Source organism: Pseudomonas orientalis, from assembly GCF_002934065.1.
GTDB classification, from domain to species: domain Bacteria; phylum Pseudomonadota; class Gammaproteobacteria; order Pseudomonadales; family Pseudomonadaceae; genus Aquipseudomonas; species Aquipseudomonas orientalis_A.
In genome coordinates this window covers 5,884,596-5,901,103 of sequence record NZ_CP018049.1, presented here as the reverse complement: position 1 = coordinate 5,901,103, position 16,508 = coordinate 5,884,596, and the positions used below count along the sequence as shown (strand labels likewise).

General features: G+C 59.9%; 13 protein-coding genes. 5 read left to right on the top strand and 8 right to left on the bottom strand.

What is annotated here, in order from left to right; translation table 11 throughout:
- Positions 1-10 precede the first annotated feature (10 nt).
- From BOP93_RS26805 to aspA, 5 genes are all read right to left on the bottom strand, one after another.
- The gene (locus tag BOP93_RS26805; protein ID WP_104505177.1) at positions 11-1,003 is read right to left on the bottom strand and encodes an AraC family transcriptional regulator; all 993 of its coding nucleotides are present in this window, start codon (positions 1,001-1,003) and stop codon (positions 11-13) included.
- Positions 1,004-1,061: 58 nt separating this feature from the next.
- Complete coding sequence (locus BOP93_RS26800; protein ID WP_237140385.1) at positions 1,062-5,633, bottom strand: hypothetical protein; 4,572 nt, start codon at positions 5,631-5,633, stop codon at positions 1,062-1,064.
- Positions 5,634-5,739: 106 nt separating this feature from the next.
- Entirely contained in the window at positions 5,740-6,717 is a 978-nt protein-coding gene (locus BOP93_RS26795; protein ID WP_104505176.1) for an asparaginase, read from the bottom strand.
- Positions 6,718-6,793: 76 nt separating this feature from the next.
- On the bottom strand, positions 6,794-8,239 hold the full coding sequence (locus BOP93_RS26790) for an alanine/glycine:cation symporter family protein (protein WP_104505175.1): 1,446 nt from the start codon (positions 8,237-8,239) through the stop codon (positions 6,794-6,796).
- Between the two features lie 390 nt (positions 8,240-8,629).
- A complete protein-coding gene (aspA, locus tag BOP93_RS26785) occupies positions 8,630-10,054 on the bottom strand; it encodes an aspartate ammonia-lyase (RefSeq protein WP_032884466.1) in 1,425 nt (474 codons plus the stop codon).
- Between the two features lie 183 nt (positions 10,055-10,237).
- Between aspA and BOP93_RS26780 the strand changes: the two genes are divergently transcribed.
- Positions 10,238-11,152: a LysR substrate-binding domain-containing protein gene (locus BOP93_RS26780; RefSeq protein WP_104505174.1), complete on the top strand. Its 915-nt coding sequence runs from the start codon at positions 10,238-10,240 to the stop codon at positions 11,150-11,152.
- 62 nt (positions 11,153-11,214) lie between these two features.
- Here BOP93_RS26780 and BOP93_RS26775 read toward each other — a convergent pair whose 3' ends face one another.
- The gene (locus tag BOP93_RS26775; protein ID WP_104505173.1) at positions 11,215-11,868 is read right to left on the bottom strand and encodes a reprolysin-like metallopeptidase; all 654 of its coding nucleotides are present in this window, start codon (positions 11,866-11,868) and stop codon (positions 11,215-11,217) included.
- 363 nt (positions 11,869-12,231) lie between these two features.
- Between BOP93_RS26775 and purE the strand changes: the two genes are divergently transcribed.
- From purE to BOP93_RS26755, 4 genes are all read left to right on the top strand, one after another.
- A complete protein-coding gene (gene purE, locus BOP93_RS26770; protein WP_003195648.1) occupies positions 12,232-12,723 on the top strand; it encodes a 5-(carboxyamino)imidazole ribonucleotide mutase in 492 nt (163 codons plus the stop codon).
- A 12-nt stretch (positions 12,724-12,735) separates the two neighbouring features.
- Complete coding sequence (locus tag BOP93_RS26765; protein ID WP_104505172.1) at positions 12,736-13,821, top strand: 5-(carboxyamino)imidazole ribonucleotide synthase; 1,086 nt, start codon at positions 12,736-12,738, stop codon at positions 13,819-13,821.
- Between the two features lie 105 nt (positions 13,822-13,926).
- Positions 13,927-14,172, top strand: coding sequence for a GlsB/YeaQ/YmgE family stress response membrane protein (locus BOP93_RS26760; RefSeq protein ID WP_057006311.1), 246 nt, complete (start codon positions 13,927-13,929; stop codon positions 14,170-14,172).
- 77 nt (positions 14,173-14,249) lie between these two features.
- Complete coding sequence (locus BOP93_RS26755; protein WP_104505171.1) at positions 14,250-14,786, top strand: DUF3299 domain-containing protein; 537 nt, start codon at positions 14,250-14,252, stop codon at positions 14,784-14,786.
- 57 nt (positions 14,787-14,843) lie between these two features.
- Here BOP93_RS26755 and BOP93_RS26750 read toward each other — a convergent pair whose 3' ends face one another.
- Together BOP93_RS26750 and BOP93_RS26745 are read right to left on the bottom strand one after the other, a co-directional pair.
- The gene (locus tag BOP93_RS26750; protein ID WP_104505170.1) at positions 14,844-15,743 is read right to left on the bottom strand and encodes a D-hexose-6-phosphate mutarotase; all 900 of its coding nucleotides are present in this window, start codon (positions 15,741-15,743) and stop codon (positions 14,844-14,846) included.
- 65 nt (positions 15,744-15,808) lie between these two features.
- Positions 15,809-16,213: an acyl-CoA thioesterase gene (locus BOP93_RS26745; RefSeq protein WP_003176975.1), complete on the bottom strand. Its 405-nt coding sequence runs from the start codon at positions 16,211-16,213 to the stop codon at positions 15,809-15,811.
- Positions 16,214-16,508: the final 295 nt, after the last annotated feature.

Here is a 16,508-nt window from a genome sequence, read left to right as displayed (position 1 = left end):
AATCGCCCCCTCAAGGTCTGAACTGACTGGGCGCTACGCCGCTCCAGCGTACGAAGGCATGGCGGAAACTTGCGGTCTCGCTGAACCCCAGTTGTTCGGCAATGCGGTGGATCGGCAACTGGTCCTCACCGAGCAACTGCTTGGCGCGTTCAAAGCGCAGTTCATCGAGCAGCTCCTGATAGCCGCAGCCCAAGTCATGCAAATGACGACGCAAGGTGCGCGCCGAACAGTTCATCTGCTCGGCCAAGCCCTCCAGGCCGGGCGCGGCATTCAGCCGTGCGGCGAGTACTTGCCGGACCCGGCCCAGCCAGGCCTGGCGACCGGTGAATTCGGCGTTCTGTTTGCGGCAGCGCTCCACCATGGCGCAGTGGGTGATCGCGTCGGCCAGAGGCAGGGGATGGTCGAGCCAACGGCGGTCGAAGGCAAAGGCATGGGTGGTGGCGTCAAATTGCAGCGGGCAATCGAACTGTTCGGCATAGCGTGCGCGGTAATCCGGCGCGCTGTAGGCCAAACGTGCACCGAGCAGAGGCAGGGGCTGACCGAGCAGGTCGTTGCAGATGACTTTCAGCGAGACCAGGCAGAATTCGACATTGAATACGGTCAGGGCCGAGTCTTCGCGGTAATCGCTGGCGCTGAACCAGATACGTTGTTCGTCTTCTTCAAGGCTCAGCTCGAAAAGTGTTCCCAACAGCGCCGGATAGCGCAGCGCCAGGCGCAAAGCGTCACCGAAGGTGGCACTGGTGAGCAGTGCATAACCGAGCATGCCGTAGGCCGACACATGCATGCGTCGGCCCAGTTCCAGGCCGATATCGCGCTGCAGCGCCACCGCATTGGCGCACACGCGCATCTCCTGGTGCGTGGTGATGCGCGTGTCGGCACGGTTCAGGTCGGTACTGTCAATGCCGCTGCCGGCCAAGAGCGTCTCGGTCGGTACACCTTCGGCCTTGAACGTGTCGAGTATCAGCGAGACGGCATTGAGGGTGGTCAGGTGCGAATGCAACATGGTGGGTTCCAGCCGGGGTTGCCAGGCTGGAGCAAGTTATGTGCCGATGCCCGGGTAATCAATCGGTACCGTTGGGGAAAAACAACGCTCGGGCCTGTGCCAGGCCGATGGTACTGCGATAGAAGGCGGTTTGCTGCTCGGCATTGAGCCCGTTTACATCGTCTGTTGCGCTGCCTAGTTCACGCTCAGCCGGGGTTTTAAGGCGTGCTGAAATAAATCGATCGAGCGAAGCTTGCGCACTTCTGTAATGGAACTGGGCATACCAGAGTACGGCTTTGCTGGACTTATCGGTGACGGTGTATTCATCCAAGTAATCCTTGGTGATACTTTTGAGGCGACGCCGCTTTCCGGCTTTTTTGATTTTGATCAAATCGTGGTTTTTGAGCCATTCAAGACCGGTGAGGGTCGGTGGCTGTTGCTTGATCATTTTCGCCACATGCACATCGGCCTGTTTGTACAGTGCTCTCGCCGCATCCTCGATTTTTTTGCGCTCTGCAACCGCAGGGTGCTGGGTAACTTCCGTGGCATTGAGTTTGGTCAGTGACTCGTCGATGTCTTCAGCCGCCTGCGCCAGTAATTCTGCATGCTGGCCCAGCATATATTCGACGCCAAGAGGAGTGCGTGAGGTATCGTTTGATCTGGTGGTGACGCGTGTTTGAAAGGCGGGTAACTCGTCCAACAGTTTTTGGCCACGACTCAGGCTGGTCTCGAGCGTGAACACGGGCCGTGGTGGTTGCGATGCGCTCGGGTCGACGCGCTGGGCCCACACCCCTGGCGTTTTTTCATGGAAGGTGGCGATGATCTTGCCAGTCAAGGGGGAGAGGATGTCCACGAGGCCGGTTTCAAGCCCCACTTTGTTTACACGAGGTTCGCCGATCAGGGTGCCGTTGTAGCGCGTATGGATGAATTTCTTTTCAGACCTTGGCTGCCAAAGCGGTGCTTTTGGCTTGCTGCGAAGCTGCTCCAGCTCCGAGTGCAGGGGAGCCAATTGAGCGCTGGCGCGGCTGGCGAAACCACGAAGCGATTCACGCAGTTTGGCGAGTGGTTCGGCGAGTATCTGCTCGGGGAATTCTAGCGCGATATCCTGCAAGCGTTCATCAACGAACTTGAACTGTTCCACCAGGCTGCCCAGCGTTTGGACGCGCTCGTCCAGGCGAGATTCACTGGTCTGTTTCAAGGTGTTGTGCAGGGTCTGTACCGCAATGTCGGCAGCGTCGGTGGTCTTGACGAGCATCTGCCAGGCATCCGCCTCCGTGCCAAGAGATTGCGGCCGCAGGCACAAGGCGCGTGCCATCGTCACTTGCAGTGCTTTCAAGTTGTCGCTGCCGTAAGGCATTTTGCAGTTGAGGATCAGTTCCATGCCGGCCTCACCCAAACCCCTGGCCTGGGCAAAACGTGATTGCGCGTAGTCAAGGCGCTCAATCATGTGCCGGTTCATTTCGGACAGTTGCTTGAAGTCCTCTATATGACTCGCTTGGGGGGATGAGGCGTGGGTCTCGAGGTGGTTCAGAACTTTCTCCAGTTGTGGCGAGAAGCTGGTTAGCTGCTCTCTGATATTCGCCTCGTTGAGTTCCAACTGGGCTTTCAAATAGCCGAGGGCTCTTGACTGGTAATCCATGACGGGGGAGAAGGCATTCAAGACCACCAACTGTTGCCGTGCATCCTCATAGCTTGCGCTCAGGCCACTGAGTTTCTCCAGATACGCCTGGCGCTTGGCCTGGGCGGATGTGCTCGGTGCTTGAGACATTTCCGTGTGGGCTTTTTGCAGCTCGCGCTGACTGTCCTTTTTGGTTTGCTCGAAGGCGGTCAGTTTTTCGCGCAGCTTGTTGGATTGCTCCTGGGCATGCTCTTTGGACTTTGCTGTCCGGCTTTCGAGACCGCCGCCGCTCAAACGCAATCGCGTGTCGACGAACCACTCGCCCTTGGCGTTGTGAAGCAACGGCAGGCCGGTGCGGTTCGGCTGGTTCGGATCGATGATAACCACTGTGCGCTCACCCTCCAGCTCCACCCTGAACCAGCGCTCGCCTGCCGGTGCGTAGTAATGCTGCCCATCCCGGTAAAGGTATTGATCGGCGCCCTCTTCGGTTATGGGGCCTTCAAGATTGGCGGGTTTGTCGATTTTGAAGGTGTCCAATGCCGCCCCCAGGCTTTTTGACGTTTTTTTGACCGCGCCAAGGGTGTACAGGGAGCCACTGTGGCCAGGGGGCGAATCATGGGCGTCCGGCATAGGCAATTGCTTCACGATGGCGGGGGCGCCGGGTGTTTTCGTTTCAACCCGGACGGGTGCGGCAGTCGGGCGGTTGCGCTGAGCGGCGTGCAAGGCGAGCGCCATACCCAGATTGAGCAGCACATCGGTCAGGGCCGACCACTGCGCCTGTTGATCGTCGTGTTCATGGGCTTCGACAAAGGCTTGCAGTTGGTCGACGATCTGCCAGATCCACGCCCCCGTGCTTGCAAAACGTCCAAGGAATGGCATTGAGGCATTGAAGAGCAGCCACCCGGCCTTCTTGAATGTGGCCCAGCGACTTTCAACGTTGGAGACCGATTCACGATCAGCCAGTTCAATCAGTGCATTGGCATTGCTATTAAACAGGGTTGTGAACAAATCACCCTTAAGTATGTCTTCGCCAAGGATCACGCGGTCGCTGTATGTCCAGATTTTGGAGGGGTTTGTCAGTAAATCCCCGACCATCCACGGCGAAGGCAGTGAACCGGGAAAAACATAATTGGTGTAGTCGTCACGCACCGAGTCCGGCAGCCAGGCGACAATCGAGTCGCGTAGGGTATGGGAGTGATTGATGGTGTAAATCAGGTTGGCCGGTGATGGGAATTGCATCAATACCGGCTCGAACAGCGGGCGATACAGCAGGCAGGGGCCGGCCTCTATCCGCTGCGGACCGATCACATACATGTTTTCCACCACATCGTGACTATTGGTAAGGCGGCGTGTTGTGGTGAAGCTCAAGCGGCGCATGACGATGGCCTGGCCGCCGAAGGTGCGGTCGCTGCTCTCAGACTGCAACACGGCCAGTACATAGTGATAGCCGCGTTCGTCAATCCCGGACTCCTTGCGGATCTTGTACTGTAAAGCCAGCATGGGGAGTTGAATACGCAGGTGTTGGGTGTACAGGTTCTTGCGGCGTGCCGATTCAGCCGCGTCATCCATCAGTTTGCTACGGATCAGCGTGGGGTAGGCAGTGCCGACATCAATACGAGTGATGAGTGTTTTGATGTAGTCGATGGTCATCCACGAGGGGATGGAGTTGTGTGAGTCCATCCTTAGGGTGATATCGCTGAAGAAGGGTAGGGCGATCAGGTTTTGCAAGGCGAGTTCGCCCAGGCGCAAGGTGGTGACCTCAATTTGGCCGGGTACAGGGAACAAACCCCAGACCACCTGTGTTCTGATCTCGACGCTGAACTTGTCCAGCGCCAGGTGTTTCTCCTTGGGATGCTCCTTCTCGATCTCGATTTTCAAACGGTCCAGCGCGTACTGTTCGATAGCCGGGATATCGTCCTGGTAGGTCTGCCCAGCGTTGCGGCGGTGTAAGGCAGCGAGGTCTTTGAGATGTCGCGAATAAGACGTCCGGTCCATGTTAGAGGCCCCGGCCAGCCAGTTCGGCAGCGTAGACTGATACCAATCAAGGTCGGGGCCTCTGGTGGTGACGTGCTCGATGTTTTTTGGCGGCACACTGACGACTGCGGCCGGCGTGCCATGGGTGGCGGTCACTTCGCGAGTGCTTTGAAGCTGCAGGGCGATCAGCTTGAACGCCAGATGATCGAAGTAGTTGTCATCCGGTTCATACAGACGCCACTCCAGGCGATCGTAAGCCTCGGCTCCTTCCAGTTGAGCCGACAGGGATGCGCCCAGCTTTTCCAAGGATTCGAACTTTTCGTACCCGCTGTCCAATGAGTAGCTGAGGATCAGGGTTTGCCCCTGCGATTTCCCCACCAGCACCGCGTTGAATACCAGGTCCGTGTGCTCGGTTTTCGTACCTCTCACCACATCGACATCCAGCAGATAGGCGCGGCTTTGGAACGGGTCCTTGGCGTGGCGAGTCGCCCGGTCCGGGGTGTGGAACAGGCCGCGGGCCATCGCGCAGTCTTCTTCGGTCCAGCCGTCGACATGCTGGACATTCCAGACATTGCGCAGTGTGCTGGACGCTGCTTGCCAGCGCGGGCCGTTGCCGACGCTTTCGCTCCAGAAGTTGACTAACTGCTCCTCGTAGGCCGTGGACATGACTCTGGCCAGAATATTGATGGTGTTGGCGATTTCTACGATACGTACCGGCAGATGCACCGCAGGTTCCAGCACCGGTTCCTGAGTCAGAAAGTGTTCGCCCTCGATGCACAGGGTTGCTACCCAGGTGATGGCCTGCCTGGCGAGGAGCGTGCTGAGCGATTGGTAATGGGTGGGGCCAGGTACGATCTTTTCGTCGATGAGTTCCCAGGTCGGTGTCCCCAGCAGGGTGGTGTCCGGGTCAAGATGCAGCAGTGGATACTGCTCTTGCAGGGACTGGCGCAGCAGGTCGCGGGCGGTTTCCGCGAACGAAGGGGCGACGTTGAGCAGGAGGGCGACCAATTTGCTCGTATTTTGGTCGTCGTCCTGTGAAGTGGAGCCTGAAGCGGTCATGGGGCAGCCCTGTCTTGTCTATGAATGGGCCCGAGGCGGGTGCTCGGGGTTGCCATGCTAGAAAGGCGTCAGTCAGGGCTGGGGGTGCTTATGTAGAGGGAGGCCTTCAGCTTGGCTTGGCAAGCAGGTCCAGCTCCACCAGGCGTCGCACTTCATCGCTGGCCAGGCCTGCACCCAGCAAGGCGTGCAGCTTGCCGAACGCCGCTTCGCGGGTCATGCCGCCGCCGGACAACACACCGACGCCCCGCAACCGACTGCCGGCTTCGTAGACATCCAACTCCACACCGCCTTCATGACATTGGGTGATGGCGACTACGACCACGCCCTTATCTTGCGCATGCTGCAGGCTGGCGAGGAATTGCGGGTTGTCGCTTGGCCCGGTGCCGCTGCCGAAGCACTCCAGGATCAAGGCCTGAATACCACTGCCGATCATTGCGTCCAGTTGCGCGGCACCGATACCGGGCACCAGCGGCAGCACGCCGACATTCGCCAAGGCTTTGGGTTGACGGTAGTTCAGCGCTGCCGGCAAAGATTCGGCGCGGGCGGCGTTCTCCTGGCGTTGCAAGGCTGCAAACGGATGGCGGCCAAAGCTGCGAATTTTCGCGCAACGGGTCGGCGCCATCAGCGCGCCGTGGAAGTACAGGTGCACACCTGCGGCCAGGCCTTGGCCCAATGCCGCCAGCGCGCCGCTGACGTTTTCCCAGGCATCGCTGTCCGGCACGCCGGCCGGCAACATGGAACCGGTGAACACCACCGGTGCCGGCAGGCACAGCAGTTGGAAGCTCATGGCCGCCGCGCTGTAGGCCAGCGTGTCGGTGCCGTGCAGGATCAGCACGGCGTCGCAGCCGTCGTCCACGGCTTCGACCACCGCAGTGCGCAGGCGCTGCCAGTAGTCGGGGTTCATGTTGGCGCTGTCGATCAGCGGGGCCATTTCCCGGAAGCGCCAGGCGGGCACGGGCTGGTCGGCAAGCTGTTGGCGCATGCGCGCTTCGAAACCGGACGCCGGGGCCAGGCCATTGGCGCTGGCCTGCATGCCAATGGTGCCACCGGTGTAAAGCACCATGACGTTGTGAGCTGGTTGCATGAAAAATCTCCTGAACGAAAAACGCCGCCGGGCCCAGAGCATGCCCAAGGCCGGGCGGCGTGTCATCTAGCGGTGATCAACGTTGCGCTTGAGCGCTCAGTTCAGCTGCCGGGGCCGCTTCGGTTTTCACCGGGTTCGCTGGCCAGGCCTTGCGGTCCAGGTCCAGGTCAGGAAACTGGCTGGAATCGAACACCGGGGTCTTGATGCCCGCCGCGCGTTGGTTGTCATAGTCGTTCAGGATGCGCATGGCGATCTTGAACAGGAACGCCAGGGCGAACAGGTTGACGAACGCGAGCATGGTCATGGTGATGTCGGCGAAGGCGAACACCGTGCTCAGGTTCTCGATGGAGCCCCAGAAAATCAGCACCAGCACCAACGCGCGATAACCCATCAGCACCTTGCGGTTGTTGCCGACCAGGAAGCGCAGGTTGCTCTCGCCCAAATAGTAGTTGTACATGATCGAGGTGAACACGAACAACGCCAGGGCCACCGAGATGAACATGCGGCCCCAGTCACCCACTACCGCCGCCAGGGAGTTCTGGGTCAGGGCAATGCCGTCGCCTTCAAAACCCGGGGTGTAGAAGCCGGACAGCAGGATCAGCAACGCGGTGCAGGTGCAGATCACGAAGGTGTCGAGGAACACGCTGAATGCCTGCACCACGCCCTGGGCGATCGGGTGTTCTACCGACGCCACTGCCGCCACGTTAGGCGCACTGCCCAGGCCTGCTTCGTTGGCGAACACGCCGCGCTTTACACCCATGATGATCGCGCTGCCCACCAGGCCACCGAAGGCTTGGTCGAGGCCGAAGGCGCTCTTGACGATGGTCGCGAGCATGGCTGGCACATGGTCGAATTGCAGCACGATCACGTACAGGGTCACGGCGATGTATACCAGGGTCTTGACCGGCACCAGCAGGTCGGCGATCGAGGCGATACGCTTGATCCCGCCAATGAACACCAGGCCCAGCAACACCGCCAGCGCCAGGCCGGTGTAGGTGGTGTCGAGGCCAAAGGCATTATTCAGCGAGTGGGTAACCGCGTGGGCTTGCAGGCCGTTGAAGGCAAAACCGAAGGTCACCAGCAGCAGGAACGCCATGACCATCCCCAGCCAGCGTTTGTGCAGGCCGTGCTGGATGTAATAGGCCGGGCCGCCACGGTAGGCACCTTCTGCATCGGTGCGCTTGTACAGCTGACCCAGGGAGCACTCGATAAAGCTCGAGGACATGCCCACCAACGCGGTGACCCACATCCAGAACACGGCGCCCGGGCCACCCAGGGTCACGGCAATGCCGACGCCTGCGATGTTACCGGCGCCCACACGGCCGGCCAGGCTGAGCATCAGCGCCTGGAACGAGCTGAGTTGGCCGGAGCTGCTTTTCAGGCTGTCTTTAAACACCGAGAACATGTGGAAAAAGTGACGCAATTGAACGAAACGCGAGCGGATCGTGAAATAACCGCCGAGCCCGACAATGAGCACGATCAGTACTTTCCCTGAGAGGAAGTCGTTGATGACTTCGAGCATGGAGTGTTCCTCGCTGATTTTTCTAATGGCAAACGCAGGACGGTGCGACGCATCGCTCGGCACCAGGCAGTGCGCGACGTTCGACCCCAATCCTTTTGCGGGTGTTGTTATTCATGCGGTTTCGCGCTGTACAGGACCTCGTTACCGACGATCTCTGACACGAAGAGGGGCGGCACTATACCTAGGCGAACGTGATCCGTCTGCTCGGCCTGATTAAAGGTTTCAGCGAAGCGGTGAGAGGGGAGGTGGGTAAGCGGTGCGATATTGGATTTTTTATAGGCGTCATAAGCAACCTCAAGGCAAAAAAAAGGGCCTGAAGAACGAGCCTTCAGGCCCTCAAAAGGTGAGAGGTGTCTAGTCTCTCAACCTGGTGAGCGGTGCAACAAACACTTAGGCCTTCAGCGGGACCAAGCGTGGAGCGATCATGTTTTCGGGGCGCAGGATGTCGTCGAGCATGGCGTCGTCGAGCAAGCCTTCTTCACGCACCAGTTCCAGCACACCGCGACCGCTTTCAAGGGCGATTCGCGCAATGCGGGTGGCGTTTTCATAGCCGATGTAGGGGTTCAGCGCGGTGACCAGGCCGATGGAGTGTTCCACCAGCTCGCGGCAGCGCGCTTCGTTGGCGGTGATGCCGACGATGCAGTGTTCGCGCAGCATGTCCATGGCGCGTTGCAGCAGGCGGATCGAGTCGAAGATCTTGAAGGCGATCAGCGGCTCCATCACGTTCAGTTGCAGTTGGCCGCCTTCAGCTGCCATGGTCAGGGCCAAATCGTTGCCGATCACCTGGAAGGCCACCTGGTTGACGGCTTCCGGGATCACCGGGTTGACCTTGCCGGGCATGATCGAGCTGCCTGGCTGGCGCGCCGGCAGGTTGATCTCATTGATGCCGGTGCGTGGGCCGCTGGACAGCAGGCGCAGGTCGTTGCAGATCTTCGACAGCTTCACCGCGGTACGCTTGAGCATGCCGGAGAACAGCACGAAGGCGCCCATGTCGGAGGTGGCTTCGATCAGGTCGGCCGCCGGTACCAGCGGCTGGCCGCTGATGGTGGCCAGGCGTTGTACGGCCAGGGCCTGGTAGCGTGGGTCGGCGTTGATGCCGGTGCCGATGGCGGTGCCGCCCAGGTTCACTTCGGTGAGCAGCTCCGGCGCCAGGGTTTTCAGGCGGGCCAGGTCTTCGCTCAGGGTGGTGGCGAAGGCACGGAATTCCTGGCCGAGGGTCATCGGCACGGCGTCTTGCAGTTGGGTGCGGCCCATTTTCAACACATGCCCGAACTCGACACCTTTGGCGGCGAAGGCCTGGATCAGGCTGTCGAGGCTGGCCAGCAGCGCGTCATGGCCCAGCAGCAGACCCAGACGGATCGCGGTCGGGTAGGCGTCGTTGGTCGACTGCGCCATGTTCACATCGTTGTTGGGGTGCAGGTACTGGTACTCACCCTTCTGATGGCCCATGGCCTCCAGCGCGATGTTGGCGATCACTTCGTTGGCATTCATGTTGGTGGAAGTGCCGGCGCCGCCTTGAATCATGTCCACCACGAACTCTTCGTGGAAATCGCCGCGAATCAGGCGGGCGCACGCTTCGCTGATGGCCGCGTGCTTGGCTTCGCTGAGCTGGCCCAGTTCGCGGTTGGCGTCCGCTGCTGCTTGCTTGACCATTGCCAGACCGACCACCAATTTCGGGTAATGCGAAATCGGAACGCCCGAGAGGCGGAAGTTGTTCACCGCTCGCAGGGTCTGGATGCCGTAATACGCTTGGGCAGGTACTTCGAGTACGCCAAGCAGGTCTTTTTCGGTACGGAAAGATGCAGCAGAGGACATGACGGAAATCATCTCGATAGGGACCCGGAACTGGCCGGAACGCTGTGAATGCTAGGCTTTTGAGAGTTTTTGGGCCAATGCTGTTAAACACTGGCCTATGCACAAACGGCATAATGCCGATGTGACCCGGTTACCATGACGGGCGTGTGTGCCAAAATGGTGCATTCCCCGTGGGAGGCAGTGATGAACCTTGAGAGCAAATGGCTGGAAGACTTCAGCGCCCTGGCGGCGACGCGCAGCTTTTCCCAGGCGGCGGAGCGGCGCTTTGTCACCCAGCCGGCGTTCAGTCGACGTATTCGCAGCCTGGAAGCGGCGCTGGGGCTGACCCTGGTCAATCGCTCACGCACGCCGGTGGAGCTGACGGCGGCGGGGCAATTGTTCCTGGTCACCGCGCGCACGGTGGTCGAGCAACTCGGTGAAGTGCTGCGCCATTTGCATCATCTGGAAGGCGGCCAGGGGGAGGTCATGCAGGTGGCGGCGGCTCACTCCCTGGCATTGGGTTTTTTCCCGCGCTGGATCGCCCAACTGCGCAACGAAGGTTTGAACATCGCCACGCGGCTGGTCGCCACCAACGTCGGTGATGCCGTGCACGCCCTGCGCGAAGGCGGCTGCGACCTGATGCTGGCGTTCTACGACCCGGATGCCGCGATGCAGATGGACGCCGAGATCTTTCCCTCGCTGCACCTGGGCAACACCGAAATGCTCCCGGTGTGCGCCGCCGATGCCGACGGCAAGCCGCTGTTCGACCTGGAAGGTGAGGGCAGTGTGCCGCTGCTGGCCTACAGCGCCGGGGCGTTCCTTGGCCGCTCGGTGAATCTGCTGCTGCGCCAGCGCGCCCTGCGCTTCACCACCATCTATGAAACCGCCATGGCCGACAGCCTCAAGAGCATGGCGCTGGAAGGGCTGGGCATCGCCTGGGTGCCGCAGTTGAGCGTGCGGGCGGAACTGGCCCGTGGCGAACTGGTGGTGTGCGGCGGGTCGCAATGGCATGTGCCACTGGAGATTCGCTTGTATCGCTGCGCGTTGGTGCGCAAGGCGAATGTGCGGTTGTTGTGGCGCAAGCTCGAGAGTGGCATCGCAGTAAGCTCCTCCGCATGAGCGGAGGAAGGTCAGTGATTGTTCGAACGGATGGAAGTAAAACGGTAAAAGCGCGGTCGGTATTAATCTTTACTGGCTAGATAATTCTTAATATTTTGCCGGTTGGCGGGGCTGAAAGTGTAAGTGCTGGAACTGCTACTGTGGGGTGCCATATAGGTATAAGTCTCAATATCCTCGTACCAGCTTCCGAATAGCCACCAAGCGTCGAGGAGCTTAAGGCCACCGGCCCAGCGGCGCTTGATATGCACTTCAGAGTCGTCATGTTTGGCCCCTAATAAATGACCGATCTCATGCGCGACGACTCCTGGCGAGACCAATGATGCGATGGCGAAAGTTCCGCCTTTGGTTTCCCCATATGTGCTCGCGACGCCTAAAACTTTATCGTTTAATTTGTCGTTGGTAACGAGAACGACTTTTGTCAACTCATTGGTTTCTAAGCCGTCGTTCGTCATTTTTTCGAGAACTTGAGCGCCGACAGTTTCCCAGCGTGTTGCAGCATCATCAAAAACGTCGCCTTTGTATTCCATGCTGCTTTGGGGCTCGCCCTGCGCGAAGACGACATTGATTTTCCGCTCTGCGAAGCTTTCCAGCTCTTTTACGACTGCGTGAAAATAATCAGCGTAAATGGTTTTTCGTTTTGGCTGCGCCACGTCATCATGAATAACAGCGATAATAGTAACGTCTTTTTTGGATGTGCCTTCGATTGTCTGAGTCATCCTTTAATCCTTTCAAGGAGTTAAAAGTTATTGATAGTGAATCAGGATGCCGGTGAGTTTATTGAATGAGGTCATTCCATCTGGCGGTAATTAATTCTCGACGGTACGTCGGTTTGGCGAGCGGACGTGAGTGTCGTGCTTTGGCGTGGGTTAGAGGCTGACCTTAGAGTCAATAAATCGCTCGGTAGCAATGAATGACAGATGGTCATCCCAGGGGCTGTTTATCTGGATTATTACGGTATACTGCGCGGCCTTCGGCCGGTCCAACCGGCCTTAATTCGTACACCAAGCCACGCCGGATTTCCCGCGTGGCTTGTTGTTTTTTGACGCGCCTGCGGGCGCCCAGAGAGAAGAGGCACGACGATGAGTGCATTGGTTGGCGTGATCATGGGCTCCAAGTCCGATTGGTCCACCCTTAGCCACACCGCCGATATGCTGGAAAAACTCGGCATTCCGTACGAAGTGAAGGTGGTCTCCGCCCACCGCACTCCGGACTTGCTGTTCCAGTATGCCGATGAAGCAGAATCCCGTGGCATCGAGGTGATCATCGCCGGTGCCGGCGGTGCGGCGCACTTGCCAGGCATGTGCGCAGCCAAGACTCACCTGCCCGTGCTGGGTGTACCGGTGCAGTCATCGATGCTCTCGGGCGTGGATTCGCTGTTGTCCATCGTGCAGATGCCGGCCGGCATTCCGGTGGCAACCCTGGCGATCGGCAAGGCCGGCGCGATCAACGCCGCGTTGTTGTCCGCCAGTATTCTGGGCGCCAAGCATCCGCAGTTCCATGCGGTGCTGAAAAAATTCCGTGCTGAGCAGACAGACAGCGTGCTGGACAATCCAGACCCACGCATCGCCTGAGGGTGTTGATTGATGAAAATCGGTGTAATCGGTGGCGGCCAACTGGGCCGCATGCTGGCTCTGGCGGGTACCCCGCTGGGGATGAACTTCGCTTTCCTGGACCCGGCGCCGGACGCTTGCGCTGCGGCTCTGGGTGAACATCTGCGCGCTGACTACAGCGACCCGGATCATTTGCGCCAACTGGCCGATGAAGTCGACCTGGTGACCTTCGAATTCGAAAGCGTCCCGGCTGAAACCGTGGCCTTCCTGTCGCAATTCGTGCCGGTGTACCCGAGCGCCGAAGCCCTGCGCATCGCGCGCGACCGCTGGTTCGAAAAGAGCATGTTCAAGGACCTGGGCATTCCGACCCCGGCCTTCGCCGATATCCAGTCCCAGGCGGACCTGGACGCCGCCGTCGCCAGCATCGGCCTGCCGGCCGTACTGAAAACCCGCACCCTGGGGTATGACGGCAAGGGCCAGAAAGTGCTGCGTACCGCGGCCGATGTGGTCGGTACCTTCGCCGAGCTGGGCAGCGTCGCCTGCCTGCTGGAAGGCTTCGTGCCGTTCACCGGTGAAGTCTCGCTGATCGCCGTGCGTGCCCGTGATGGCGAAACCCGCTTCTATCCGTTGGTGCACAACACCCACGTCAACGGCATCCTGAAAGTGTCTGTGGCCAGCACTGACCACCCGCTGCAGGCCCTGGCCGAAGACTATTCGAGCCGTGTGCTCAAGCAGCTGGATTACGTCGGCGTGATGGCGTTCGAGTTCTTTGAAGTCGACGGTGGCCTCAAAGCCAACGAAATCGCCCCGCGCGTGCACAACTCCGGGCACTGGACCACCGAGGGCGCCGAGTGCAGCCAGTTCGAAAACCACCTGCGGGCGGTCGCGGGCTTGCCATTGGGCTCCACGGCCAAGGTTGGCGAGAGCGCCATGCTCAACTTCATCGGCGTGGTGCCGCCGGTTGAGCGAGTCATGGCGATCGACGATTGCCATGTGCATCACTACGGCAAGGCCTTCAAGGCAGGGCGCAAGGTGGGTCACGCCAACCTGCGCTGCAAGGACCGCGCGACCCTGCAGGCGCAGATCCTCAAGGTCGAAACGCTGATCGCCGAACAATAAGCCGCGTCGCCGCGGGAACCATTGAGGCCCGATGTCCCTCTGATTGCAGGATGCCAAAGTCTGACTAGGCTTTGGCATGACTCACACCAATCAGAGGGAAATGCCATGGGTATCATCGGAACCATCTTTATCGGCTTGATCGTCGGCCTGCTGGCGCGTTTCCTCAAGCCTGGCGACGACAGCATGGGCTGGATCATGACCATCCTGCTGGGTATCGCCGGCTCCCTGGCTGCAACCTACGGTGGCCAGGCGCTGGGGATCTACCAGGCCGGTCAAGGCGCAGGCTTTATCGGTGCGCTGGTCGGTGCGATCGTGCTGCTGGTCATCTACGGCCTGATCAAAAGAAAGTAATCAGCCGACAAAGTCCTCTGCGCTGCGCAGGCGCAGAGGGCTAGAATGCTCGGCACTTGTACTTGCCGAGCCTCTCCATGCGCCGTCTTCTGTTGACTCTCCTCTTGCTGGGCTCAGGCCTGGCCCACGCCGGCGAACTGCCGGAAACCGACTGGCTCGAGCTGATGCCGCTGTCGGATCAGAAAGCCCTCGAAGCCATGCCCGAGATCGATCACAACTCGCCCGAAGCCCAAGGCACCTTTACCGACAAGGGTGGCCTGAAGCAGAGCAAAGGCTTGCCGGCGGTGATGTATTCCACCAAGACCGTGGCGGCCATGAACGGCAAGCACATCCGTATCGGCGGCTACCCGGTGCCGTTGGAAACCGATGCCAAGGGCCGCAGCACCCTGTTCTTTCTCGTGCCGTACCCCGGCGCGTGTATCCATGTGCCGCCACCGCCGCCCAACCAACTGGTGCTGGTGCGCTATCCCAAGGGGCTGAAGCTGGATGATATCTACACGCCGCTGTGGGTGACCGGAACCTTGAAGGTGGAGAAGGTGAATAACGACCTGGCGGACGCGGCGTATGCGCTGGATGCAGGGAAGGTGCGGGTGGTGAAGGAGTCCGATCTCTAACAGCCAACACATAACAATGTGGGAGGGGGCTTGCCCCTCCCACATTGTTGATTGGGTTTACAAAGGAATGCTGGCGATGCTCACGCCCAGGGTGTGGCTTTCGCCGGGTGCCAACGCCACCACGTCGTCCAGCACATTCGCCGTCTCGATGCACAACATCCCCTGCCAGCCATCGTCGGCCATGTCATCGAAGGCCTTGGCGCGTTCGGTCCATGGGTTCCAGATCACGGTCGATTTCGACCCTTCACTGGTGAGCTGGATGCGACGCTGCCAGTCCTTGTCGAGGATGCTCAGGCGGGCCGGTGTATCGAGGTAGATACGGTCAGTCTCGGCACTGAAGTGCAGCAGGCCGGACTGGGTTTTCTCGGTCCAGCCATCGGCGGTATCGATATAGGTCGCCCCCTCCACGCCTTCGACCTGCACGTTGCGCACATCGCTGACGGCGAAGTAGGTGTGCAATGCCTGACTGAAGGTCACGGTGTCAGTGCCGCGGTTATGGCTGGTGAGGTGGATATGCAGCTGGTCGTCCAGCACCAGGCTCAACCTCAAGTCGACCTGATGAGGCCAGCCAGGAAAACCGCCTGCCGGTACGGGCAGCGCAAGGTCCACCCGCAACGCCTGGCCTTCAAGCCTGGTTGCGGCTAATTCCCACAACGCCGTCCGCACAAAACCGTGGGCGCCGGCCGGCTGATCGCTTTGGCGCATCGCCTTGACGCTCTGCGGGTTGCGCTCGAATACACCAAACCACGGCCAGCACACCGGGACGCCGGTACGAATGCCTTTGCCCTGCTTGAACACCGCCTCGGGGTTCGGCCAGATCAGCGGCTGCTCGCCATCGCGCTGGTAACTGAAGAGATGCGCGCCCTGTTGGGCCACCCTCAATTCGGCGCCGTTGTGGCGGATGCGCCAGCAGTCCAGCTCGTCGATTTTCACGGTTTCAACGTGGGGCGTCGGCATAACAAAGCTCTCTCAATGGCAGGCAATGGGCAATGGGGCAATTGACCGTGAAACCCCGATGAGGTTTAACGCGCGCGCGACGGAACCGAGCGCGTGCGGCCGCTGCCGTCGATGGCGACGAACACGAACACCGCCTCTGTCACCTTGCGCCATTCGCTGGACAGCGGGTCGTCGCTCCACACTTCGACCATCATCTGGATCGAGCTGCGGCCGATTTCCAGGGCCTGGGTATAGAAGGACAACTGCGCGCCCACCGCGACCGGGACCAGGAATGCCATGCGATCAATGGCCACGGTGGCTACACGTCCGCCGGCCACCTTACTGGCCATTGCCGTGCCGGCCAGGTCCATCTGCGCGACCAGCCAGCCACCGAAGATATCGCCAAAACCGTTGGTTTCACGTGGAAGTGCAGTGATTTGCAGGGCGAGATCGCCTTGCGGGATAGGATCTTCTTGTTCGAGTTCGATCATGCCGAGGGCCTCTGACCCGTGACGCTTCATGGGTATTTCAAGTGGATAGCCGTCTTCTGGAAAAACGTTTCAGCACCAACATACACCGCTCGATGCGTTTCTCGTAAGGCGAACTAAAGGGAAACTCTGCCAAATCGGCTGGATGGCGCCCAACAACGTTTTGGCACAGCAGCCCGTCAAGACTGGGGTTCCTGCGCTTGCACGGGCGAGTATATCGGGACGCTGGCGCGACGACGACCACCTGAGGCTCATTTGGTCGGTAAATAGACGCTGTATCGGGGCTTTTGCGCGCAAC